General features: G+C 55.4%; 17 protein-coding genes and 2 pseudogenes. 7 read left to right on the top strand and 12 right to left on the bottom strand.

Features of this window, described 5'->3' with window-relative positions; all coding sequences use genetic code 11:
• The first annotated feature begins 78 nt into the window (after positions 1-78).
• Complete coding sequence (locus MMB48_RS03260) at positions 79-1,134, top strand: Gfo/Idh/MocA family protein (protein WP_032744736.1); 1,056 nt, start codon at positions 79-81, stop codon at positions 1,132-1,134.
• 30 nt (positions 1,135-1,164) lie between these two features.
• Here MMB48_RS03260 and MMB48_RS03255 read toward each other — a convergent pair whose 3' ends face one another.
• On the bottom strand, positions 1,165-1,620 hold the full coding sequence (locus MMB48_RS03255; RefSeq protein WP_029679301.1) for a very short patch repair endonuclease: 456 nt from the start codon (positions 1,618-1,620) through the stop codon (positions 1,165-1,167).
• 133 nt (positions 1,621-1,753) lie between these two features.
• Here MMB48_RS03255 and MMB48_RS03250 point away from each other — a divergent pair.
• Both MMB48_RS03250 and MMB48_RS03245 read left to right on the top strand, forming a co-directional pair.
• Positions 1,754-2,008 (top strand): annotated as a pseudogene (locus MMB48_RS03250) (hypothetical protein); the annotation flags it as partial.
• A gap of 691 nt (positions 2,009-2,699) precedes the next feature.
• Positions 2,700-3,173 (top strand): hypothetical protein, encoded by a 474-nt coding sequence (locus tag MMB48_RS03245; protein ID WP_013141194.1) that lies wholly within the window; start codon positions 2,700-2,702, stop codon positions 3,171-3,173.
• 66 nt (positions 3,174-3,239) lie between these two features.
• Here MMB48_RS03245 and MMB48_RS03240 read toward each other — a convergent pair whose 3' ends face one another.
• On the bottom strand, positions 3,240-7,502 hold the full coding sequence (locus tag MMB48_RS03240) for a DEAD/DEAH box helicase (RefSeq protein ID WP_032744738.1): 4,263 nt from the start codon (positions 7,500-7,502) through the stop codon (positions 3,240-3,242).
• 77 nt (positions 7,503-7,579) lie between these two features.
• Between MMB48_RS03240 and MMB48_RS03235 the strand changes: the two genes are divergently transcribed.
• Together MMB48_RS03235 and dapD are read left to right on the top strand one after the other, a co-directional pair.
• The gene (locus MMB48_RS03235) at positions 7,580-8,665 is read left to right on the top strand and encodes a WYL domain-containing protein (protein WP_032744739.1); all 1,086 of its coding nucleotides are present in this window, start codon (positions 7,580-7,582) and stop codon (positions 8,663-8,665) included.
• A gap of 228 nt (positions 8,666-8,893) precedes the next feature.
• Positions 8,894-9,913 (top strand): 2,3,4,5-tetrahydropyridine-2,6-dicarboxylate N-succinyltransferase, encoded by a 1,020-nt coding sequence (gene dapD / locus MMB48_RS03230; protein WP_012576997.1) that lies wholly within the window; start codon positions 8,894-8,896, stop codon positions 9,911-9,913.
• Between the two features lie 374 nt (positions 9,914-10,287).
• On the opposite strand, the gene MMB48_RS03225 is transcribed toward dapD, so the two are convergent.
• From MMB48_RS03225 to MMB48_RS03215, 3 genes are all read right to left on the bottom strand, one after another.
• A complete protein-coding gene (locus MMB48_RS03225; protein ID WP_032744740.1) occupies positions 10,288-11,580 on the bottom strand; it encodes a citrate synthase in 1,293 nt (430 codons plus the stop codon).
• 274 nt (positions 11,581-11,854) lie between these two features.
• Positions 11,855-12,637, bottom strand: a complete 783-nt coding sequence (gene map, locus MMB48_RS03220; protein WP_032744741.1) for a type I methionyl aminopeptidase — start codon at positions 12,635-12,637, stop codon at positions 11,855-11,857.
• Positions 12,638-12,783: 146 nt separating this feature from the next.
• Positions 12,784-13,764 (bottom strand): DUF308 domain-containing protein, encoded by a 981-nt coding sequence (locus MMB48_RS03215; protein WP_032744743.1) that lies wholly within the window; start codon positions 13,762-13,764, stop codon positions 12,784-12,786.
• Positions 13,765-13,940: 176 nt separating this feature from the next.
• On the opposite strand from MMB48_RS03215, the gene MMB48_RS03210 reads away from it, so the two are divergent.
• Positions 13,941-16,115: a M13 family metallopeptidase gene (locus MMB48_RS03210; protein WP_032744744.1), complete on the top strand. Its 2,175-nt coding sequence runs from the start codon at positions 13,941-13,943 to the stop codon at positions 16,113-16,115.
• 82 nt (positions 16,116-16,197) lie between these two features.
• Here the strand turns inward: MMB48_RS03210 and MMB48_RS03205 are convergent, their stop codons facing one another.
• From MMB48_RS03205 to MMB48_RS03185, 5 genes are all read right to left on the bottom strand, one after another.
• Entirely contained in the window at positions 16,198-16,941 is a 744-nt protein-coding gene (locus tag MMB48_RS03205; RefSeq protein WP_032744745.1) for a single-stranded DNA-binding protein, read from the bottom strand.
• A 204-nt stretch (positions 16,942-17,145) separates the two neighbouring features.
• Complete coding sequence (locus MMB48_RS03200) at positions 17,146-18,468, bottom strand: ISL3 family transposase (RefSeq protein ID WP_032743809.1); 1,323 nt, start codon at positions 18,466-18,468, stop codon at positions 17,146-17,148.
• Between the two features lie 159 nt (positions 18,469-18,627).
• On the bottom strand, positions 18,628-20,268 hold the full coding sequence (merA, locus tag MMB48_RS03195) for a mercury(II) reductase (RefSeq protein WP_080714717.1): 1,641 nt from the start codon (positions 20,266-20,268) through the stop codon (positions 18,628-18,630).
• 33 nt (positions 20,269-20,301) lie between these two features.
• Entirely contained in the window at positions 20,302-20,691 is a 390-nt protein-coding gene (merR, locus tag MMB48_RS03190) for an Hg(II)-responsive transcriptional regulator (protein ID WP_080714099.1), read from the bottom strand.
• Positions 20,692-21,016: 325 nt separating this feature from the next.
• A complete protein-coding gene (locus MMB48_RS03185) occupies positions 21,017-22,831 on the bottom strand; it encodes a proline--tRNA ligase (RefSeq protein ID WP_032743977.1) in 1,815 nt (604 codons plus the stop codon).
• 120 nt (positions 22,832-22,951) lie between these two features.
• Between MMB48_RS03185 and MMB48_RS03180 the strand changes: the two genes are divergently transcribed.
• Positions 22,952-23,371: an SCO7613 C-terminal domain-containing membrane protein gene (locus MMB48_RS03180; protein ID WP_032743978.1), complete on the top strand. Its 420-nt coding sequence runs from the start codon at positions 22,952-22,954 to the stop codon at positions 23,369-23,371.
• Positions 23,372-23,420: 49 nt separating this feature from the next.
• Here MMB48_RS03180 and amrB read toward each other — a convergent pair.
• Positions 23,421-24,167: pseudogene (gene amrB / locus MMB48_RS03175) on the bottom strand (AmmeMemoRadiSam system protein B).
• Positions 24,168-24,481: 314 nt separating this feature from the next.
• Positions 24,482-25,900: a DEAD/DEAH box helicase gene (locus MMB48_RS03170; protein ID WP_032743979.1), complete on the bottom strand. Its 1,419-nt coding sequence runs from the start codon at positions 25,898-25,900 to the stop codon at positions 24,482-24,484.
• Between the last annotated feature and the right edge of the window lie 7 nt (positions 25,901-25,907).

Genomic DNA, 25,907 nt, shown 5'->3' with positions numbered 1-25,907 from the left:
GCCTCACGGGACAAGGTCTCTTCTTCTATAATCACTGTAGGTCGATTGAGTGCACCAACCCGTATTCAAGGAGGAATAATGAGTCGATTCAATGGCAAACGCGCCGAGTTCGAGGCCAGCGGCGAAAAGATCAACGTCGCGATTCTGGGTGCGGGCCGCATAGCTCACACCATGGCCGATACCCTGACCCAGATGGCTGAAGATTCACTGTATTCCTCATGGATTCACCCGTATGCGGTGGCGGCCCGTGATATTACGCGCGCGCAGGCTTTTGCCGACCAATGGCATTTTGACAAGGCTTATGGATCGTATGAGGAGTTGGTGGCGGACCCGGATGTGGATCTGGTGTATATCGCCACCCCGCACAGTCTGCACGCCGAACAGGCGATCCTGTGTATGAAAGCCGGCAAGAACGTGCTGGTGGAGAAGTCGTTCACCGCGAACGCCGGACAGGCACGTGAGGCGCTGGCCGTGGCCGAGGAAACCGGCATGCTGTGCACGGAGGCCATCTGGACGCGCTACATGCCCAGCCGCAAGCTCATCAACGAAGTTATCGAGTCCGGCGAGATCGGCGAGGTGAAAGCGGCGAGCGCCAACCTGTGCTATCCGGTGTCCGGCAAGGCACGTATGACCGATCCGGCCTGTGCCGGTGGCGCGCTGCTCGATGTGGGCGTGTATCCGCTGAACTTCCTGGATATGGCGATCGGTGCCGACCATGGCCGCACGCTGGATCATTTCGATACGTCGATGATGGCCGCCGAAACCGGTGTGGATGCACAGAATTCCACCACGTTGTATTACGATGATGGCACGATGGCCGTGTCCACCAGTTCGATGCTGGTTTCCTCCGATCGCGGCGGCTACGTGTGGGGCACCGAAGGGTATTTGGTGGTCACCAATATCAACAATCCCGAGTCCATCGATATCTACAACAACGATCACAAGCCCGTGCGCAGTGTTGCGGTGCCGTCGCAGTTGACCGGTTATGAGTATGAGGTGGCCGATGCAGCCAACGCGCTGCTGGATGGCAAGATCGAATGCGAGGCGATGCCGCACGCCGACACCATCCGCATCATGGAGCTGATGGATGCGATTCGCGACCGTTGGGGCCTGAAGTTCCCGTTTGAGGTCTGATTTCAGCTCCCCTCCAGAGGGGAGCTGAAATTATTCCGCTGAATCTGCATCTCCTTCAACAATCTGCTCATACAGCCGTGCGAGGCGTTCGTCGCGCACGGCTTTCGTTAATTCGCACTCCCATACGGTAATTACACGCCAGCCGGCGGCCTCCAGTTCAGCCCGCTGCGCGATGTCTCGATTGTGATTGCGCAGTAGCTTCGTCTGCCAGAATTCCACATTCGATTTCGGCATCGAATGTTTGGAACATCCTTCATGCATGTGCCAGAAACAGCCGTTGATGAACACGATGGTGTGGTATTTCGGCAGTACTACATCCGGGTGGCCGGGGTAACGCTTGTCGTTCTTGCGGAATCGCAAACCCTTGCGAAACAGATAGCTGCGTACCAGCACCTCGATTTTGGTGTCTTTGCCACGAATATGCGACATCGTGTACGAACGGGTGCCCCGCTCGTACTTCTCCACCGGCTGTTTCTTGCGATTCACGCACTCCAGACTACCGTGACGTTGCGGCGAGGATGAAAGCCTGAACGAACAATCACCCATCTTGCCCGTCCGTGTCTCTTATCGCGGGCAATGATCATCCGCCGGTCGAGACTGCACGATTAGACTGAATCAAATGGATGACATGATGATTCGTAGGGCCACGGCGGCCGATATTCCCCAAATCGACGAACTGCTGCGGCAGGTGCTCGAAGTGCATCATGCCGGCCGACCGGATCTGTTCAAAGGCGATGTCAAGAAATACACGGACGAGGCATTGAAGGCGATTCTGGCCAACGATCAGACCCCTGTGTTCGTGGCGGTTGCGCCATCTGCCAATGACCGCACTGACGTCGAACATAACGCCGACTCCCCCGCCACCGACCAAGTGCAATGGCATAGCGCCAAGCGACGTCTGCTTTGCGAGATTTGCGAGAGATGAATGCGATACCAGCGTTCATGGCTATGCTCCTTAATCCAATATCAATGGATGAACCTGCACTGCCCCGTATGTCACCATCATAATATATCGAATATCAATATAAAAATATCGAAAATCACTTTCACCATTCACCCACACACATCGCGACGTGATCGACCGTTCTTGCCTTGCTCGCAGCATCCACGACCAACACGGGAAAGTCACTTTAAAAAAGCACTTTATCAATGTGGATAACTCGGAAGCTAGAACCACATACCCCCGTTCAGCTTGCCAATCAGAAACCTCATCCCATACCGTCAGATGCACCTGCACGCAACGACGCGTCAGACAACAGAAAGAAGGACCAATGAACATCTCTACGTTTACCCACAACTCCCACCCGGCAATTCGGCATACGCATTTTGTCTAGTGCGAGATTGAGAGTTATGATGACACGAAGAAAACTCATCATCAAGAAACTTCGGCAACCGGCAAAGCAGCGAGGGCTCGATTTCTATTTGTTACGGCAAGGCAGCAGACATGAGGTTTACTGCCTGGACGGGTTGAGGATACCCATCCCCCGCCATAATGAAGTCTCAGAACGAACCACGCTGGATATCATCAACGAGAGCGAGCAGAAACTCGGAAAGGGGTGGTGGCAATGAGCAACTATGACGTGCTTGTGCAACCCGATGGCCGATATTGGTACGTTCAGGTACCAGCTATCGAACGGTCGACCCAGGCCAAAGGACTTGACGATATCGAGCCAATGGCTAAAGATCTCATCACTGTCATGAACGACGACGACAATCCGGAGCTCAAGGTGACGTTTGTGTTGCCGAAACAAGCCAAACAACACGTAACAGAAATGTTCCGGCAGCGCGAAATAGCAAAAAAAGCCAACGCACAAGCGGCTGCCGAATCCCGACTCGCCGCACGGGCCCTACGCAACGAGGGACTCACGTATCGACAAATCGGAGCTTTATTGGGGGTCTCCTACCAACGAGCATTTCAATTGGTCAACGGCAAAACAAAGCACAAAACGACAGCGTCCGAATCGCCTCAGCCAACAACTGAATCACGCTCCCCACGCACGCACCATGCCACACCGCTATCGACTCCGGTCTCGGCTTAGCGAACGGGTCCACAAAGCCCAGACTGTTTCCGCCTCCCAAGCTCAAGAGCACCGAGCAGGATCTTCTCATCCCAGCAGATTGAGGAGATCGTCCTTGGTGAGGGTGGCGATGGAGGCGGGAGCTTCGGTGAGGGCGCTGGCACCGGTGCCGGCTTCGTCGGCAAGCAAGGAAGCATCGGTGAACTGGCGGGCGAGCTCGCTCTTAGTATGCTGAAGCTCCAAGATACGTTCTTCGATGGTGTCCTTGGCCACCACCTGATACACGTTGACGTCTTCGATCTGACCGATACGATGTGCTCGGTCGGTGGCCTGATCCTGTGCGGCGGCGTTCCACCATGGATCGGCGTGGATGACCACGCTGGCACCGGTCAGGTTCAGTCCGGTGTTGCCGGCCTTCAGGGAAATCAGGAAGGCAGGCGTATCGTCCGCATTGAACTGGTCGACGAGTTCGAGACGCTTCTTTTTAGGCGTGGATCCGGTGATGGTGTAGTAGCGCAGGCCTTGCGCGTCGAAGCGTTCGGCGATCAGATCAAGGAAGCTGGTGAACTGAGAGAAGATCAGTGCCTTCTTGCCTTCATTCACGCAGGTTTCCACCAGTTCGGTGATGGCGGCGAGCTTGGCTGACTGATCCTTGGCATCGGCGTACAGCAGCCTTGGATCGCAGCAGATCTGGCGCAACTTGGTCAGCTCGGCGAGGATTCGAATCTTCGACGTTTTGAAATCGGCTTCTTCGCTGTGTTCGAGCTGCATTCTGAGCCGCTGCTCGTGAGCCGCATACAGTTTGCGCTGTTCGCCGGCAAGCTGCACGGTCAGCGTGGTCTCCAACTTGTCCGGCAAATCGGTCAGCACCTGAGACTTCAACCTGCGCTTGATGAACACGCCCACCAACGACTGCAATTGGCGAGACACCCGAGCAGCCTCAGGATTGACCTGTGCGGCGGCCCGACCTTCGGCCGTACTGCCATCCGCGGCCCGGGCGTTGGAGATGGGCAACTCGTAGCGCTCATGGAATCGCTTGTATGAGCCCAATAGTCCCGGCATCAGGAAGTCGAAGATGCTCCACAGTTCGGAGAGTCGGTTCTCGATCGGCGTGCCGGTCAAGGCGAAACGATGGTCGGCGGCCACGGCCTTGACCGCTTTGGCTATTTTCGTGGTGTGATTCTTGATGTACTGGGCTTCATCCAATGCCATGACATTGAAACGTTGCTCATTGGCGGTGTAATCATCGACATCCCGGCGCAGCAGGTCGTATGAGGTGATGAGCACGGTGGGTTCATCCGCCCGGAACGCACGGCCGATGGCGGTGCGGCGCTCGGCTTTGGCGCCGGCCACCACCACGGCATTGAAGCTCGGGGCGAACTTGGCGAATTCGGCGCCCCAGTTGTACACCAAGGACGCCGGGCACACGATCAATGATGGATGCGGCCCGCCATCTTCGGAATCGAAAGTAATATGACCGGTTACGGCTGATTCACTATTACCAGCATTGCCGGCATCCACACCTTGAGCGGTCGGCATGCCACTAGATTCGTTGTGGTATCGCGACAGCAACAGGGCGATAAGCTGCACGGATTTGCCCAAACCCATCTCGTCGGCCAAAATGCCGCCAAAACCCTTGTCGCACAACGTGTTCAGCCATTGGAAGCCTTCGACCTGATAAGGGCGCAGAATATGCTTGAGACTATCCGGCACTTCATACGACTTAGGGTCGATGATCTTGAGATCGTCGATGTATTCGGTGAACGAAGCGTCCTTGACTACATCGGAGCCGTCATCCGGCAGCTCACCATCCAGTAGGAATGCTCGACCGCCCGGCAACTCGATCAGCCCGGAGTTGAGCTGCTGCTCGCTCAGATCAAGGTCGCTGGCCAATCGGTCCAACGTGCTGAGATTCGCGCCGCTGAGTTTGACCAGCGTGCCGTCCTTCAACTGATGGAATCGTTGACGCCGACGATACGAAGACAGCAAGGCACCCACTTCGTCCGGCGGTACTTCATCAGCGAGGGGTGATATCTCCACCAAATTGCCTTTGATGGACAATCCGACTTTGACGCTTGGCGGCTTGGGCGCGATCAGCCGGTCAAAAGCCAGTGTGGTGAAGACCTCCCCTACTTCCTTCAGTGCGGGCAATCCCTCGTCAAAAAGACGAACAATCTGCGTGGTGTCATCGCGATCGATAGTGGCCGCATCAGACACGAATTGTTTGGCGGTCTTTCGCGCGGCCGACGTTCGGAACCCATTCACCGTCTGATGAGTGGCGGCCGCAACGCGCTTGCGCTGGTCAGGCATGGTAAAGAATTCACGCACTACATCAATCGCAAGATGCTCAGCGTCGAAATCACGCCCAATCACGCCCCGAGACAAGGGGATGGAACGCTCATCCCTAGCATGCACCGTCGGGCCATCGGGTAGCAACGGGACAATGGCATCGCCGTAGTGTGCCTTGACCTCGCATTGCACACCATGCTCATCACGATCCAGATAAAACTGGAGGCTGCATTCCGTAGGACTTAATTCAGCCAGCTCGCGAGGAATCTCACTGGCCTCCAACAGTCCGGCACCAACCAGCTGAGGCAATAGCGTGCGTGCGAACAGGGCGATGTCATCACCGGCAATGACCTGCCCCTCGCCATCGGGTTCAAACAGGTCTCCCAATAGTCCTCGCAACGGAATCAATCGTTTCGGGCAACGGACGAATCGGCATCCCGCTGCGCTTTTACGCTGAGAGCCCGCCATCATGGCGGATACCGCACCGGCCGGATTAGTGGAGGCGAGCAACAGCCATACATTCTTGCCGCCGTCAATCACGGTTTCCACCGCTGGCACTCCGGTAAGCAGGTACCCGGCATCCGGACCATACGTATTGAAATCACGCCGCGCAATGCGCATGAGAAAATCTGGCTCGCCACCATCAACCGGCACCGATGCAGGCTGCCCGGAGAACCATGTGTTCAACACGAGCTGTACGCCTCTGCCCTCACGTACGGACAGCAACCGGGCCACTTCCGGTGCTGAAAGTGTCAGGTGACGGTCGATGGCGATATGCCCGTAATACCGGTCCTGCTGCTCGGCCGCACGACGCACGGCCATCGCGTCGTCAAGGAAGCCCAGCAGTGGGCGCGAATCATCGTCGAACATATCCGGCGTATGGGTAAAGGCAAGCTTCTGCCCATAATCCGCATAGTCGCCGTTCGCCATGGTAAGCACAAACTGCGGAATCGATTTCAGTACATAGCTGGACCCATTGGAAGTCGATCCGATCTTGAACTCCACGCTCCACACGCCATCGATGAAACTCAATATCGGAACAAGCTGCACCTGTCCCAAGCCCACAGTCTCGCTATCGCCCTGATACCCGCCGCCGCGGGTGCCGGCACGAGAGCCATACCCGCTATTCGTATGTCGTCCACCTGCGCCATTTCGTCCTTTTGCAGTATCGAATCGGCGCATGAGCGCATTGCGGCGACGCGCTTTGGCTTGAGCATCTTGCCTATCGACGTGCTCCATATAGTCAATCAGCGTCCGAGACGGCCTCACAGCCCCGGCACGGTACCCTTCAAAACGCTGCGGATCATCGCAGAATATGAAGGCGAGCGCAATCATGTGCTTGCACATGCCATAGCCACGGCCGTAAGCCGGGCATGAGCACTTGCCACCGACGGCTTCTCCCGTGTCGAGGTCGAATTGCACGCTGGTACGATACTTACTCGATGGGCTGGTGGTGCCACGTAGAATGCCGTCAAGCTCGGCATACCCGGTTCGATGATTTTCGCTGTATACCGGATTGATAACCATGGTGGCCGCTTTGCGCGCAATGCTACGGGCACGAGCGAGCACGGCATTCGACGATGACGATTCCACATCGTTGCGTAACGCAAGGATAGGGACGGCATGGGCTTCGGCACGCTTCGCAGCCCCGGCGAAATGGCCTTCGTCCTCATCTTCGAACCATACGGAACGTCCTTGCCTGAAACGATAGGGCATAACCGCATCGGCGGCGGACAAACTGTCCGTTCCGCCAAACGTTACGGCTCTACTGCCGGCAGCGCCTGCGCCACCAAGCATTCCATCTGCCTCGCCAGAGATACCGCCTATACCGCTGCTCTTGCCGGCAAAGAGACTCCTGTCCTCATTAGTGTCATCTGTGCCATCTGCGCCATACCGATCATCGTCGTAATCGGCACCTTCGTCGCCTCCCCTTTTCCAAGGATTGCGACGGCGCAACGCATGGCCCCAGGAAACGCCGGAATCATCATCCTCATAAGGCAGGAGGTCATCGTCATCCGCATTATCGGGAACATGGCCAAATACACCATACCCTTTACTCATGGGCGAGCCTCCTTTCCAGCGAATGCATTTCAGCCCAACACTTCCATCCTAGACGAAGCGCGCGGTAGCCTTAATGCATGGATGCAGACAAGCCGGCGCAACGCAAATCCTATGCAGGGAACACCACCCTCGAAATCTTCGAGGTGCTGTGGCGTCACAGCTACTTTGGACATGGCCTGACCGTGCGGCAAATACTCGATGAACTTGCCCGTAAACACCAGCTGGAAGATCCAAGCGAGCTGCCGACCGAGAAAACCATACGAAATCAGCTCAAGAAGCTTACCGCCACGGAATTTCTCGGCAGGCATATCGGGCATCTCACCGAAAGCGACCTTGCCGGCATCGAATGCAAGAATCCACAACCCGGCTGGTATCTTGACGCATTCCTATCCACCGCCGAAATGCGACTGCTGCTCGACAGCCTCACTTTGTCTCGCATCAGCCTCGACACCATGGACGATCTCATCGGTAAAATCCGCGAACTCGCAGGTGCCGCTGGGCAAGCAGTAGGTTACCTTGATCACGTGGCCACCTACACGCATATCAACGGCGAGTTCCTATCCACCATCGACCAACTGAATCAGGCCATTGAAGAAGGCCACGGCGTAACCTTCCAATACCGTGATTACGGCCCGGATGGCACCCTGATACCACATAAAAGCCGTACGGGTGCAGGTCGAATCACCTACATCGCCGACCCTTATCAGATGGTGTACAAGAACGGACGGTATTACCTCATCTGCCACCTGCATGGCGAGGATAACCTCCGCATTTTCGTGGTCAACCGAATCGCCAACGTCAGCGCCAAAGGCAGGAACGGCACAGTGCCACTGGAAAAACCAGCGCCGGCTGATTTTGATGCAGTGAACTTCATGCGTCACCGCCCGTATCCCGTAGCCGATGCCCCGATTCGCATCCGCATGGCCGTACGAGACGAATCCATGCTCAACAACGTGTTCGAATGGTTCGACGACCCTCAGATCAAACATTCGGCGGACGGCACACAGTTCGAAGTCATCGTCGATGCTCCCGAACGCGCTGTGTTCTGGTGGGCATTGCAGTATTCCTGGGATGGCCGCGTAGTGATTCTTGAGCCCGATTCGCTCAAGCGCAAACTCTATGATGCCGGGCGTCGCATGGCCACAGCCTATGCTCCCGAATGATGCAACATCACATCGCACACCTCCTTGCCGAGTTGTTCACCAGCGAATTTCACCGGAGAACCTATCATCCCATCGCCAATCACGTTCGGTAATTTTTTACCGAACAACTCGATTTCAAGCCATTCCACGAACTATGGCCCCCGCCTAGCCGTACTTGACGCTAAGGTGGAACCATCACATGCCGCGATGCACATGCAATGCAAACGCAACGATATGTAAGGAGCAACTATGAGCGAAGAGCGTACCGCATGGGGATGGGGTCTGGCCAGCGTAGACGCCGCCGGCACCACCCTGGACGTCTGGTACCCCGAACTGAATCTCGGTGAGGCACCGGCCGAGGCCGATCGTCCAAACCACAATTTCGGCACTCTGGCTCACGATGAAGCCGACGCCCGTGGCATCCGCCGCGTGCCGGTATTCGTCGTCAGCCAGTTGGACGAGCCGATCAGCAACGCCGCGGACGCTTACCTGAAACTCCATCTGATGAGCATGCGCATGGCCAAGCCGAACACGCTGAACCTCGACGGCATCTTCACCCAACTCGCCAATGTGGTGTGGACCAACTACGGCCCCTTCGCCGTTGAAGACTTCACGCTGCGCAAGGCCGACGTCGAACGCGCCTCCACCGAAGCCGCTCTCGCTTTCGCCTCCCAGGCCGGACTGCCTGCCGCAGCTCCTGCCACCACCGTCAACGTGCTCGGTGTGGATAAGTTCCCGCGCATGATCGATTACGTAGTGCCCACCGGCGTGCGTATCGGCGACGCCGACCGCGTGCGCCTCGGCGCTTACTTGTCTTCCGGCACCACCGTGATGCACGCCGGATTCGTGAACTTCAATGCCGGCACGCTCGGCGTCTCCATGGTCGAAGGCCGCGTTTCGCAAGGTGTGGTCGTGGGCGACGGTTCCGATATCGGCGGCGGCGCCTCCATCATGGGCACCCTCTCCGGTGGCGGCAAGCTGCGCAACTCCATCGGCGAGCACTCGCTGCTCGGCGCCAACGCCGGTATCGGCATCTCCCTCGGCGATAACTGCACCGTCGAAGCCGGTCTGTACATCACCGCCGGCACCAAGATCACCATCTGGGACAAGGCCAAGGCCGCCGCTGGCGAACCGCTGGAAGTGGTCAAGGGTGCTGAGCTCTCCGGCAAAGACAACATTCTGTTTATCCGCAACTCGGTGAACGGCCGCATCGAAGCCCGCTACCGCAAGGTGGGCATCGAGCTCAACGAAAAGCTGCATAAGAACTAAGCAGTCAGCCCATATTGGGTGCCTAGCGGTTATGTAAACGCCTCATTTGGTATTCCAGTGAGGCGTTTTCTCTTACTAACCGAGGGTTTGCCCCGCTGACATGTTCTCAGCGGGGCAAACCCACCAGCAACCCTGGGTTTTGCACCGATAAGACGATATCAGCGAAGCAAAACCGCGACTAAGTCAACAAACCACCCCGCTAAAGCCCTCTCAGTGCGGCATAGTCACAACAAACTCGAGGGTTTGCTTCGCTAACACAATCTCAGCGGGGCAAACCCTCGGGTGAATCAATATTTCTTACGCAAATTATCATGTAGCGAGCAATCAGCTCCCACATATCGAACAAACCGGCATCACCGGACCACGCAGAGCATTTAGCGCTCGTCCATCGGCACGAAATCGCGCTCGACCGGACCGGTGTAGACCTGGCGTGGGCGGCCGATCTTGGTATTCGGGTCGGCCAGCATCTCACGGTACTGCGCAATCCAACCGGGAATGCGGCCCAGTGCGAACAGCGTGGTGAACATGGCCGGATCGAAGCCGATCGCCCGATAAATCAAGCCCGTGTAGAAGTCGACGTTCGGATACAGGTTGCGCGATACGAAATACTCGTCGTTCAACGCAATATCTTCAAGCTCGGTGGCCACAGCGAACAGCGCGCGCTCGTCAGACGGCAGCTTCTGCGTATCTTCGCGCTCCATGATCTTTTCCAGATACTTCTTGGCAATCGCCGCACGCGGATCATACGACTTGTATACGCGGTGGCCAAGGCCGGAGATCTTCTGGCCATCCTCCTTGGCATCACGCACGAACTCGGCCACAGACTTGCCGGAATCACGAATCGCCTTCAATTGGCGTAGTACGGCCTCATTCGCGCCACCGTGCAACGGTCCGGACAGGGCATTGACACCAGCGGCCACCGCCGAATACAGGTTAGCGTGGGCGGAACCGGCGATACGCACCACCGAGGTCGAGCAGTTCTGCTCATGATCGGCATGAATAATCAACAAACGACCCAAAGCATGCACATACAACGGGTCAGATTCGAACGGCTCGTACGGCACAGCGAAGCACATGCGCAGGAAGTCGTCCACATAGCCACGCGCGTAATCGGGGTACAGCATCGGCTCATCGCGACGACGGCGGAAGATGTACGACACAATCGTGCGGGCCTTGGCCATGATGATCTTGGCGGCCTCATCGAGCTGGTCGGTGTCGGAGATATCGGTGGTGTCCGGGTAGAATGTGGCCAGCGCATTGATGGCGGAGGCAAGCACGCTCATCGGATGAGCGGAGCGCGGGAACGAACCCATGAAGGTACGGAAGTCTTCGCCAACCATCGTCTTGTGATTGATGTCCGCGCAGAACTGCTCATACTCAGCCCTGCTCGGCAGCTCGCCATGGCGCAGCAACCACGCCACTTCCAGAAAATCGGAGTTCTCGCACAACTGCTCGATGGGGTAGCCACGGTAGCGCAGAATCGAATGCTTGCCGTCGATGTAGGTAATTTTCGATTCGCACTGTGCAGTGGTGAGGAATCCGGGGTCGAGCGTTACCCAGCCGTCATTACGCAGCTTGGAAACGACGATGCCATCCGGCCCCACACTAGCCTTCACCACGGGCAGGTTGAACTTGTTCGAATCGACATCAAGTTGTGCCGTTGCCATTCGCGCACCTTCCTCTTCATGAACCACTTACCCCAAACATTAACGTTCACGCGCTCGCGAACACTAGTGTTTCGGTACTCTATGTCTTCTGTGTTACCGCTGGCGAATGCCGGTCGATACACGAAAGCCGAAGTGCGCTCATGCTATCAAAGCAAACGCACTTCGGCTTGTTACGTCTCGAATTCGCGGGAAAACCGCAAACATATAGACGGTTGATGAGATGCCGATCGCCCATCACAGGCCAATCAGGCACCCGCCATACGCCAAACGCCAATCAGAGGTTGGTGCGATCGGTGAAGATGATCGGGCCGTTCTCGGTGATGGCGATGGTGTGCTCGGAGTGGGCGCCGCGCGAGCCGTCGGAGGCGCGCAGGGTCCAGCCGTCCTTCGGATCCTGGAAGATCTCGTCGGTGGTCTTGAGGAACCATGGTTCGATGGCGATGACCAGGCCTTCGCGCAGCTTGTAGCCGTGGTGGGCGCGGCCGTCGTTCGGCACGTGCGGGTCGCCGTGCATGATGTGGCCCACGCCGTGACCGCCGAACTCGAGGTTGATCGGGTAGCCGTATTCGCGCGCGACGTCGCCGATGGTGTTGGAGATGTCGCCGAGACGGTTGCCGGGCTTGGCCACGTCGATGGCGGCGGCGAGCGCTTCCTCAGTGCACTTGATGATGCGCAGGTCTTCGGGGTCCGGGTCTTTGCCGACCACGAAGCTGACGGCGGAATCGGCCACCCAGCCGTCCACGGAGATGGCGAGATCGAGGGAGACGAGGTCGCCGTCCTTCAGGCTGTAATCGTACGGCACACCGTGCAGCACGGCGTCGTTGACGGAGGTGCAGATGTAGTGGGCGAACGGGCCGGTGCCGAAGTCAGGAGCGTAGTCAACATAGCAGGATTCGGCACCCTTGCGGTCCACGATCTTCTTGTGGACGAACTCGTCGATTTCGAGCAGATTGGTGCCCACCTTGGTGGTCTCCTGCAGTTCCTTCAGAATGCCGCCGACGAAACGGCCGGCCGGCTTCATTTCCTCGATTTCACGAGGGGTCTTCAATTCGATCATGAGGTTCTTTCTACCTTGTTGAGACTTGTTCTCAACTCTAGCCCAGCCCGGGGTCAACCGCCAGCGATCACCAACGGCGGCGGCCATAAGAAAGCGCCCGGCAGGTTCACAACCTGCACGGGCGCCTTGCATCGATTACTTAAGCATCACTTCCTGCGCTTGCCAAAAGTGAACGCGCGAATCACTGAAGTAATCCCCATCACCACCATGGCACATCCGCCGAAGATAATCATGAATACGGCGGAGCTCAGCGGGCTCATCAGCACCACGAAGCCGGCGATAATCGAGATGATGGCATAGGCGATGGCCCAGCCGGAGCGCGGGATGCGCCATGATTCGACTAGAGCCATCACGCCTTCCATAATCCAACCGAAACCGACCATCAGGGTGATGAGTAATGCCAAGGTCTGACCGGTCATACCGTAGTTTCGTACGACTACGACGCCTCCGAAGGTCAGCAGAATGCCGACGAACACGTCCAGCACACGCCAGCCGCCCGGCAGACCCGGCTCCACGAGAGCGCTGACGATGCGCACCACGCCGGAAATCACGAAATACACGCCGAGCAACAATGCGGCCAAAGCCAGCGTCTTGTTCGGCACCAACAACAGCGCAGCGCCCAAGGCGATAGCAGCCACGCCCACCACGCCGTAAATGATGCGAATCTTGGTCTTGGCCTTTTCCGGCAGCCATTCCTCGATCAGGTGGAATGGACTGAAATTGCCGGCATACCAGTTGGTCTGCTGCCAGCCGGGTTGACTTTGATCGCCCCATGGACCATTCGGCTGCCCGTCCGCTTGGCTATTCGATTGGCCGTCCGCCTGATACCGCCGATCGTCCGGACCCCATGCTGGCTGGCCGTTCGGGCCATAGTTTGGATTGTAGGCGTACGGGCCGTAGTACGGGTTCTGGTTCGGTCCGCCTTGTGGCTGGCCGTTCTGCGCCTGCTGATTCTGAGTGTCTTGCGCTCCCGGCGCACCTTGCGGAGGATATTGGCCGCCATGATTGCTGTCATACGCGCCATACTGCGGTTGGCCCGGTTGGCCCGCCGGATTCGGCTGGCTCGGCTGGCTCTGGTTGGGCTGGCCCGTCTGGTCATTCCACTGGCCCTCGTTTGAATTGCTCATCGTAGCTCCTTAACTCAAGGTCCATACTCAGGTTCCACATACCATGTTAGGCAAGTTACCTAATTTGAACCATCACCACAGTTAGGCAATCCATCTAGTTCACTGATAGCGCAATGCCCATAACGCAATATCTGCATCACCAGCGCTTCTCCCCCGCCGCGATTAGGCTTAGGGCCATGACCAACGAAACCGAAACGCTGACGTCGGGCATCGACCCGGCATCGTTCTCCTCCGTCATCAAGCCGACCAACGACCTGTTCCGCTACGTGAATGGCCCATGGATCGACACCTACCGACTGCCCGACGATCGTTCGCGCTACGGCTCCTTTGACAAGCTCGCCGAAGACGCCGAAAACCAGGTGCGCGACATCCTCGACGCCGACGACTGCCCGGCCACCAAGTCGCAGGCTCTGTACCATTCGTTCCTGAACACCGACGCCATCGAGGCCGCCGGTCTTGACCCGATCCGCGACGAGCTTGACCTCATCGATTCCGCCATCGACAAGGCCGCTCTCACGCGCGTGCTCGGCACCATCAACCCAGCCGGCGGCCCCGACCTGTTCGGCTTGGCCGTTTACGGCGATCCCGGCGACCCGGACCGCAATATCGCCCACCTTGAGCAGGCCGGCCTTTGCCTGCCGGATGAAGCCTACTATCGCGAGGATCACTACGCTCCCGTGCGCGAAGCGTACGTGGCGATGGTCGCCACCCAGCTGGTGAACGCCGGATACGCACCCGCCGCCGAGTCCAACGGTGGCGATGAACTGCCGGCCAACACCGGCGATGACGAGAGCAACGCTCCCGCCACGGTTCCCAGCGAAGCCGCGCTTGATATGGCCCGCCACTTCCTTGGCGTGGAAACGAAAATCGCCGCCAACCATTGGGACAATGTGGCCACGCGCGATTCGGTGAAGACCTACAACCCCACCGATTACGCCGATTTGGCCGCCACGCTGAAGCACTTCGACCTTGATTCCTGGATCGACGCCTGGCAGACCTTCTACGACTCCACCGCGGCCGCCAAGGCTCAGCCGATCGATTTCAAGTCTGTGTTCGCGCGCATCATTGTGCACGAGCCGAGCTTCCTCACTGGTCTTGATGCGTTCTGGGCCGAGGCTGATCTGGCCGACCTTAAGCTGTGGGCCCGTGTTCACATGATTCTGGGCTTCGCCTCCTCCCTGTCTCGCGACTTCGACACCACCAACTTTGACTTCTACGGCAAGGTGCTCTCCGGTGCCAAGAAGCAGCGCGATCGTTGGAAGCGCGCGGTGAGCCTGGTCAACGGCGTTTGTGGTGAAGATGTGGGCCGCGAATACGTGCGCCTGCACTTCCCCGAAAGCTCGAAGCGCCGCATGGAAGAGCTGGTCGCCAATCTGATTGACGCCTACCGCGTGTCCATCACCAATTCCGATTGGCTGGGCGAGGATACCAAAGCCAAGGCTCTGGAGAAGATCTCCAAGTTCACGCCGAAGATCGGCTACACCAACCACTGGCGCGATTATTCGGCACTGAGTGTCTCCGCGGATGCGCTACCCGCCGAGAACGCCAAGGCCGCGAACCTGTACGAGACCGGCTATCAGCTGGCCAAGGTCGGCAAGTCGGTCGACAAGGACGAATGGCTGATGAATCCGCAGACGGTGAACGCCTACTACGAGCCAAGCATGAACGTCATCGTGTTCCCGGCCGCGATTCTGCAGCCCCCGTTCTTCGACCCGAAGGCCGAGGATGCGGCGAACTACGGCGGCATCGGCGCAGTGATCGGCCACGAGATCGGCCATGGCTTCGACGATCAGGGTTCGCAGTACGACGGCGACGGCAAGCTCAACAACTGGTGGACCGACGAGGATCGCAAGAACTTCGAGGCCCGTACCAGCGCATTGATCGCCCAGTACAACAGCTTTGTGCCGCTGCAGCTGGTCGAGAAGTACGCTGACGAGCCTGATAAGGCGCCGCACGTGAACGGCGCGCTGACCATCGGCGAGAACATCGGCGATTTGGGCGGCGTGAACATCGCGATCAAGGCGTATGCGTTCGCGCTTGGCAAGGCGGCAGGTAAGTCCGACGCCGAAGAAGACGGCTCCCCCGCCGCCATCAAGGCACTGCTCGATACCGCCCCCGAAATGGACGGATTCACCGGCCTGCAGCGCTTCTTCCTGAGCTACGCCTCCATCTGGCGCACCAAGAACCGCGACGAGCTGGCCGAACAGTACCTGCAGATCGACCCGCATTCTCCGGCCGAATTCCGCACCAACGGCATCGCCAGCAACGTGGACCTCTTCTACGATGCCTTTGGCGTGACCGAAGGCGACGCCATGTGGCTCGCGCCCAAGGACCGTGTGAGCATTTGGTAATCCCCGTTATGTAAGAGAAAACCGCTGTGCTTGCCTCGATTACAGGCGAACACAGCGGTTTTTCATGATGTATGGTTGGCACTCAGAATTCGGATTCGCCGGGATCGGAAGATTCGGCGAAACCGTCGACGTAGGTTTGTTGGGCTGCGGACTGTGGCTGATTAGCGCCAGCGTCCGGTTGCGACATGACGGCATCGGCCATGGACGCAGCCGCCGACTCGGTTGATGGCGACGGTGATTGGCCGGAATCGGAGGTGACCCCAAATTCGACGGGGCCAGATTCCGACGAGGTCGCATACGGGTCCATACCCACACCGGATGCGGCACCGCCCGCGCCATATTGCATTGGCCTAACGTACGGCGACGATGCTCGTTGCCCGTTTCCGCCATCCATACCTTCGGCGGCACCGTTGGCATTGCCGTTACCGTTGCCACCATTGCCTCCGTTACCATTACCGGCACGCTGTGGCTTGATCAGCGACGTGGTGCCGAAGGTCAGGTCATGCCCAATGTTGGTAGCTTCGAGAACAGTTCTGCTGCGCGGTTCGCCTTGCTCATTGGTCCACTGCTCGGTGATGAGTGAACCGACCACAATGATGCGGTCACCGCGGCGAACCGAACTGGCGGCGTTCACGGCCAAAGCACGGAACGCTTTGACGCCCACCCATGCGGTTCCGTAATCCTCCCATTGTCTGGTAGTCGGGTTGAGTCGACTGCGGGTGCTGCCCATACGGAATGTCAGCACGCGGAAACTCTCAGTTCCGCCTAGTGTCGGATCACCGGCCACAAAGCCGGTGACGGTCACTGCTGCTTGTTGATTTGCCATGATCGGTCCTTTCCTCGGCCTGCTGGCCTGTTGTTTGGATGTGGACCGCCGGAGCCTGTCTCCGGCTTCATTGCCGGCTTGCACGCCCCAGCGGTACCTCCACTGTGAGGCATGACGTTTGAAGTGCACAAGGGCAACTGGCAAATGTGGATACTGTGACGCAGTTGAAATTTTGGGTATTCGGATTTTATGGTGGAAAAGGGCTTATAAATCACCCTTCTCCAAATTCTTAATAAGTGTGGAAAAATCGACACCTAAGTTGTCTGTAATGTCGTGATCATTCACTTCATGCCAATTGAAAGTATCGTATAACATAGCTTTATTGAAAGCACTTGAATTAAATCGTGGCTTACGCTTTTTATGGAGCTTCTCATTGAAAAGGATTTTGGCTCGTAAGGCATCAAACGAGTAACCTCTACCCATTCGCTCTACCTGCCTAATAATGCTGTTAATTGACTCCGTATAAGCATTAGTGAGCCTTTTATCAAAGTAGTTGAATATTTCAACATGCCAGTTGTCTACGGCTCTCACGAGGTCTTTATATGCGTCTTTAGAGTTGCTGGACATACAACGGTGTCTCCATTGACTATAACGAAGATGACCTTCATCTGGATCAGGAGTATCCCATATCCAGTAAAACTCTTCTTTGAGTTCATAGGCTTCTTTTAAAGCAGGAAGATTACCTAACCAAGTATCTAAGAGGAATGATTCACGTTCATTTAGATCGTGTTTACGCTTTAGAAGGATAAACCTTTCACGCATAAGGGTACGTCTTTCTTTTTGGCTCATATGGGCTTTCAAAGACTTTCTGACGTTATCTAAGGCTTGATTAGCCATTCTAACTACATGAAACTTATCTACGACAACTTTAGCTTGTGGAAGGATAGTGTTCACTGCGTCTTTGTAGGGCTTCCACATATCCATTGTGACGTACTCAATGTAAGTCCTGTCACTGATTTCTGAAAGACGTTGGATGACTGTTTCCTTGTTACGGTTAGGCTTGATGTCATAAATAGTCCTGCGTTCAATATTAGTCAATACAAGCCGAGGTCTACGGATAATATGTATCTCGTCTATCCCAAGCCACTTAGGAGTTTCAAACTGGTATTCACGTTCTTTGAGTGCCACATAGTCCTTAAAAACGTTCCTAATGGTTTTCTCGTCAACACCAACGCTTTCTGCGACTTCTACAAAGGTCTTAGACATGGATTGCTCTTGAATGGACTTTAAAAGCCTTTTGGTCATACTACGCTTTTCATCTACAGATATTAGGCGTTCCCAGAAGGTAGATCCGCATTCACGACACTTGTATCGTCTACGGTTCAATTGTAAGCCCACTCGCTTTAAACGAATGGGCAAATCCATAATTAGTTGATTTCTTGAACTGTGTTTGTACAACTTGTCAAAACCACATTTAGGACAACGTTCAGGTGGTCCGACTGCTTCAACTTTAAACATCATATCGGTTTCATTTTCTTGTGGCGGTTCTATTGTTTTAATGTCTGGTAGGGATAATAAGTCTGACATATTATTCATCCTTTATTACTCTGCGGTGTTAAGGTATCAATTATAGATTTGATGTCGAAATCATCAGTGTTAAATTATTTTTGTGACCACAAATGCACTTAGAAAATCCCTTAAAGCATTAGCTGGTTCACTTGAATAGGGAGTTGTAAAAAAGTTCCCTTAGCCTGCACAACAAGATAATTTCGAAATATCTTTATCGAACGTAAGTGCAACTAATTTTAGCCCTTCAGCCATTGTTAAATATGGTGCTAGGGTTTCTGTTAAATCTTCTATCGTTAAGCCAAATTTAACAGCTAATGATGCTGCATAGATGACATCTCCTGCATTTTCAGATACAATATGAACCCCTAATACTTTTAGTGTTTCTGCATCTGCTACTAGTTTAAATACACCGGTTGTTTCACGGTTTACAATTGCTCTTGGAACAGCATCTAAAGGTAATACAGATGTCTTCACATCATACCCTTTCTCTTTTGCTTGTTCTTCTGTTAAACCAACCGTTGCAACCGTCGGATTCGTAAACGTAACAGCAGGAACTACCGATAAATCTATTTTTTTGTTTAATCCACCAATAGCATTATCAGTAATAATTCCACCTTCATAGGCTGCTACATATACAAATTGTGGTCCTAAAGTCACATCTCCTGCTGCATAAATCTTTTCATTACTTGTTTGACCAAAATCATTGATCAGGATTTCATTATCTTTTCCAGTTTCAACACCTGCTGCACTTAAATTTAAAGAATCCGTATTTGGTTTTCTTCCAGTGGCAACAAGTAACTGATCTGATTCAATGACTTCTCTACTGCCATTTACTGTTACGTAAACCCTTTTTATCTCTCCACTTTGTTCAACACGCTCAAAAGTCGCCCCTTTGACAAGGTTTATACCCTGTTCAATTAACGCTTTTTCAACTGACTCTGAAATCTCAGGATCATACTCCTTTAAAAGTCGCTCACTTCTTTGCATAAGCGTTATTTCTGAACCTAAATGATGAAATAGTTGTCCAAGCTCCATTCCAATGTATCCTGAACCAATTACAGTTAATCGTTTTGGTATTTTCTTTAACTCAAGAAGTGTTGTACTAGTTAAATAGTCCATTTTTTCAAGTCCTGAAATTTGGGGCAACGAAGGCGATGCACCTGTTGCAATTAAAAAGCGTTTTGCAGATAACTTTGTCCCATTGACCTCAACCGTACTAGCATCAACGAATTTTGCTTCACCTTTAATTAAATCAAAATTATATTCATCAATTAAATCCATATATTTTTGATTCCGAAGTTCGCTCACCAATTTATCCTTTTGCGTGATTAAACTAGCTAAATCCACTTCTCCAGCGGATGTTTGTAAACCTATAAACGGATTGTCTTTTGATAAATGATTGATTTCCCCTGCCCTAAGAAGAGTTTTTGACGGAACACAGCCAATATTCACACAGGTTCCCCCAACCGTTCCACGCTCAATCATTCCAACTTTTGCACCGTATTCTATAGCTTTAATTGCCGAAGAAAAGGCAGCAGCACCAGAACCAATAATAAGAAGGTCATAATTGTCTTCATTAATTAACGCCACGTTTTCTAGTGATGATACTTCTTCAATTTCTCCGGCTTGGTAATTTGCTTCATCAATCGCCTTTATTGCACTTTCAACCTCAATATCATCGGGCAGTTCAAATACTGCTTCACCACGACGATAACTAGACTCAATATTTTTAGCACCTATCTTTTCAAGTGCTGATTCTACGTGTTTTTCACAACCCGTACAAGTCATTCCTGAAATGTTTACCTTAAATTTATTCATAAAAAAGCTCCTTTCGTTAATTAATCTCTCATGTTATAATGTTTCTATTATTGGACACGAATGTAATTTCTTTTCATCTGGACATCGTTGTTTTAAGTCGTCTAACATAGTTTCAATTCGTTTTAAATCCTCTATTTGTTTTTGCACTTCCTTTTGTTTTTTAGAAACAAATTCGAACATATCTTGACAACGAACTTCATCTTTATCTACAACACCAAGTAATTTATAAATCTCGCTTAAAGAGAAACCAAGTTCCTGTATTCGTTTAATAACCCCAACACGCTTAACGTCATCATATGAATATATCCGATAACCAGCTTCCGTTCGGTGAGGTTCTTGTAATAAATTTTTTCGCTCGTAATATCTGATCGTTTCTTTATTAACTCCACATTTATCTGCAAACTCACTAATGCGATAAATCATCTTATTTCACCCCCTGAATATTATAAACCATGTACCATAGTACACGGTCAAGTAAATTGGACTATTTTATTTTTTTCCCAAAGTATCACTCGTATGTGATTGATACTTTTATATAATACTATTGATTTTCCTAACATCCCACCAGAAAATCCGATTTAAACACCAGTTGTTTTTAAACTATTAAGAAAGTAATTCCACTATATATTCCGAAGACCCGAAATTTTAAGAATGTGGATAAGTTTCGGTTATCCACAACAAAGCGCCATTCTGCGACTGGGCAGAATGGCGCTTGATGCGATTAACGCCGAGGCTGAGTAAGTGGGACTCAGCTGAGGGCGGCGAAGCGCTCGGCGAGCGCGTCGGCGGCTTCGGCGGCGGGCACGGCGACCTTGTTTTCGCCGTTGCGGTCGCGCAGTTCGATGGTGCCGTCGTTGACGTAATCGCGGCCGACCACGGCGACCAGCGGCACGCCGATCAGCTCGGCATCCTTGAACTTGACGCCCGGAGACACCTTCTTGCGGTCATCGTAAATAACCTCAAGGCCCTTGGCCTCAAGCTCGGCGACCAGCTTCTCGGCACCTTCAAACGCCACGGCGTCCTTACCGGTGGCCACCACGTGCACGGCAGCCGGGGCGATCACGGACGGCCAAGCCAAGCCGGCTTCGTCGTGGTGTGTTTCGGCGATGCAGGCCAGCACGCGGGAAACACCGATGCCATAGCAGCCCATCCACACCGGCACGGCCTTGCCGTTCTGGTCGAGCACCTTCAGGTCCAGCGCCTTGGAGTACTTGAGACCCAGCTGGAACACCTGACCGATTTCCACACCACGCTCGAAGTTCAACGGACCGGAACCATCCGGGCTCATGTCGCCGTGGCGAACCTCAACGGCTTCCACCACGCCGTCGGCCTTGAAGTCACGGCCGTACACCAGGTTGTAGTAGTCGACCTCATTCTCATCGGCACCAGTGAACCAAGCGGAACCCTTGACCACGTGCGCGTCGACCAGGTAGCGAACCGGGTTCTTCACGCCGGCAGCCTCAGCCTGCGGGCCAAGCACCATCGGTCCGATGTAGCCGGGCACCAGTTCGGGGTGCTGCTTCAGGTCTTCCTCAGTGGCCTCCTCAAGCTCGGCGGGAGCGAACTGGGCTTCCAGTCGCTTCATATCCACCGTACGATCGCCGGGCACGCCGACGACAATCACTTCACGCCACGGCTCGTCATGCTCTTCATCCTCAGGGTGCTTGACGGTGATCACCACGTTCTTGAGGATGTCGGAAGCCTGCCATTCACGGCCATCAGTACGCGGGTGGTCGGCGTTGGCACGCTCGATCATGTTGTCGATGGTCTTGGCATCCGGGGTGGCTTCCTTGGAAGCGGCGGGAGTGGTGGAAGCATCGATTTCCGGCAGCTCCGGAGTGCTCAGGGCCTCAACATTCCATGCCTTGCCGGAAGGCGCCAGCGCGAAGGTATCTTCGCCGATCGGCATCGGAGCCAGGAACTCCTCGGATGCGGAGCCACCCATCGGGCCGGACATGGCGAACACAGGTACGTACTTCAGGTCGAGACGCTGGAAGATGCGCTCGTAAGCGCCGCGCTCGTCATAGTAGGCCTTGCGCATGCCTTCTTCATCAATGGTGAAGGAGTAGGCGTCCTTCATGATGAATTCGCGGCCACGGATCAGGCCGGCGCGCGGGCGGAACTCGTCGCGGTACTTGGTCTGGATCTGGTACAGGGTTACGGGCAGGTCCTTGTAAGAGGAGTACATGTCCTTGACCAGAAGGGTGAACATCTCCTCGTGGGTGGGAGCCAGCAGGTAATCGGCCTCGTGGCGATCCTTCAAACGGAAGATGTTATCGCCGTACTCCTCCCAGCGATGGGTGGCCTCGTAGGGTTCGCGCGGCAGCAGGGCCGGGAAGTGTACTTCCTGGGCACCGATGCCGTTGATCTCCTCGCGGATGATGGCCTCGATCTTGTTCAGCACGCGCAGACCGAGCGGCAGCCAGGTCCAGATACCGGGTGCGGCCTTGCGAATATAGCCGGCGCGCTGCAGCAGCTTGGCCGAATCGACATCGGCATCAGCGGGGTCCTCGCGCAGGGTGCGCAGGAACATGGTTGACATACGAAGGGTATTGGAAGTCATGTGTTCCAAGATATTCGCGTGAACCGACAAGCCCGCCTGCTATTCGCACTATTCCGGTCTTCATCTTGGTATTCGGACTCACTCACGCAACAATGACGGCTAGAAGGGTAGGAGGGCACGATGACGCAGCCGAACCAGCCATCAGTCGCGCAAGAGCGATTCGGACGTTCGTCGGGACGGCTGACCGCATCACAGGTTATTGAGACATGCGCCACCATCCTTGCCGGTGTAATACTTCTCGGCCTCGCATGGACCAACCCGCAACCGTATGCCCCAGTGGATCTTATCGCCGGCCTGTCCGGAGCGGCCGCGCTGATTGTGGGTGTGCGTTTGCTGCAAGCACCGTTGATCTACGGCACGGTGATTCTTATCGTCAGCACGGTAACTGTGCTGTGGCCATGGCGGGCCGAATTCTCCCGCCACTACTGGTGGGTGTGGCTTGCTTTGGGCGGCATCATTCTGATTGTGGCAGCCGCGCGCTATGAGGCGAGCCTCAAATCGATGAGGACGATCGCCGCGCGTATTGGCGATCTGCGCTAAATCGCGCGGGCGACTTCGTGCGGATGATAGTGCGAGAGATCCGAACTAATCACGATGACGGTTTCCGGTCCGCCCCACAAAGCACGCAACACATCGCCACCTCTTGTGGCGTGGCGTCGCCCGCGTTCAACGGCACAATAGTGAGGTCTGGGCCGAGCACGGTTTGCAGGAACGGAATTTGTACTTCCACGGCATGCTCCTGCGTATGTGTGGGGTCATTGACGATCATTGCGGGAGCCGGTGCCCCCGGACGAGCATGTGTACCGGAACGAAGCGGCTCATCGGAAGCCGATTCCAAGCCTAAAGCTTTACGCTCAGCAACAACATCTACCGGCACCGTGCCCAGCGGCGTTTCAAACGCCGCTGCGGTAGAGCAAGCAACGCCTCACACGGCCACACGGTGAGTCGGCCCCACAATTACCGCACGAGTCACGCTTCCCCGCCCTCGTTCGAGCAAAGCATAGGCAAGGGCCGCCGTGCCGGAATACACATAACCGGCATGCGGCACGATTACAGCCTTTGGCACTCCCGCTGGAAGCGTGGGCTCCAACTGTTGCAGAACCTCTCGACTGTAATCCAATTGATGGGTAATGAGTTGCTTGAGCGCTGTGCGGTCAGCGGGGTAGAACGAACCAGCCACCGCTGGCGGACGTATTGCGCCAGTGATTTTGCCGCTGCCGTCTGCCGCGCTTGCTGCATCTGACGCACTAGCCACACTAACCGTATCGATTTGCACACCGGCTCGGGCGGCCTCGCGAACCTCATTGTTTCCACGAAATATCTCGGATAGCACCATAACTACCACCGCTTATTCCACCGCTTATTCCATGGTAGCCGTTCAGTTCCTCAATGAAGACAAGTTCGCAGTGTCTTCTTCGGCTTCAAGGGGCCGATTCCGCCTCTTGGAGACATCTACTTGCGTTTCGAGGGGCTGGTCATCCGCTCAATCGCACATAGAAACGGCTTCATACCAACGTCATTCCGCCGTTTTTAAGCGTTGTCTACTTGGACATCAGCCCCTTGAAACGGAAGTAGATGTCCCGAAAACTCAAAATTCGCCCCTCGAAGTGCAGAAACACTCAAATTAGCGGTCGCTCGATATATCGACCGTCAAAATAACGCGTCCTGGGCGAAGTCATCATCGGGATTGGCACCAAATTCGTCCGGATCAGCAGGTTTGAACGCGGTTGCACCTTCATCGGCCAACTGGTCGGAGGCCGAGGCCGAGGCTTCGCGCAGGTCGTCGTCGAGCACCACGGCATCGGGCGAGACGAGGAACATGCGTTCGTTGACGCCAGCCAAATACAGTCCACCCAGCGATTCGACTCGTGACAGCGCCACATATCCCATGCCCGGCGCGAAGGTGCGCTTCAGGTCCATAACCGCACGGTCGAGCGTCATGCCTTGCGATTTGTGGATGGTAATGCCCCACGCGCAACGCAGTGGCACTTGAGAGACGGAGGCGAGCACGGTGTCGCCGTCCATCATTTCCCATGTGGCCTGTTTCATGGTGACGATGTTGCCGTTTTCGAATTCCACGATCGGCCAGCCGCCCTTGTTCTCCTGCGCGAAGCCGCGCACGGTCCCGAGCGAGCCGTTGACGTACTGGCGATCGGTGTCGTTGCGCAGGGCCATGACAGCCGCGCCCTCCTTGAGCACCAGTCGCTCGGGGGCCAGCATGTTCTTCTTGAGCCGGTCGACCAGATTGGCGGGACCCGCGGTTTCGGCGTGGAACTCGTGCGGCTCAAGCATGATCTGGTTCAGGCGCATGTCGTTGAGATTGTCGGCCTGCCGGTTCACCGGGAATAGGTGGACGGCGACCTGGCCGGGCTCGGGCAGTTTGCCCAGACGGGTGACGAGCACGTCACGGTCGGACTGGGTCACGTCGCCTTCGCGAATGTCGGTGAGCACGGTCAGCAGTTCGCCGGTGTCCTGACGGTGCTGTTCGGTCAGATAGCAGATTACCGGGTTAAGTTCGGGCCATACCAGCGATTCGGTGATGAAGCCTTCGGGGTTCAAGCCGGCACGGGCATACCGTTCGCGACTGGCGATGAATTCGGGGGTGGGGGCGATGAGGTCGCGGTTGCGCCCGGACACCGAAACCGGCGGCAGTTGGAAGAAGTCGCCGGACAGCACGACCTGGATGCCTCCGAACGGGCGTGGGTCGCGACGCACTTCGCGGCAGACTTGGTCGACCATGTCGAACAGCCATGCGTGCAGCATGGAGACCTCGTCGATGACGAGGATGTCCGTAGCCTGAATCTTGCGTTTGCGCCGGGATTTGATGAGTTTGAGCAGACTCGGGCTCAGGGCGGTGGCCACGCCGACGCCACTCCACGAATGGATGGTTTGGCCGTTGATATGCGTGGAGGCGATGCCTGTGGACGCGGTGACTGCCACACTGGCGCCGTCGGCCCGAGCCTGGCGGATGAACTCGTTCAAGACATAGGTCTTACCGGCACCGGGCGCACCGGTCAGGAACACGTTCGCGCCGGCGTTCAGAATGGCCAAGGCTTCGGTTTGGCGCATATCAACC

It is taken from the genome of Bifidobacterium sp. FKU, assembly GCF_026016385.1.
Taxonomy (GTDB): domain Bacteria; phylum Actinomycetota; class Actinomycetes; order Actinomycetales; family Bifidobacteriaceae; genus Bifidobacterium; species Bifidobacterium infantis.
The sequence above is the reverse complement of the archived record's forward strand: the minus strand, read 5'-3'. Positions and strand labels throughout refer to the sequence as shown.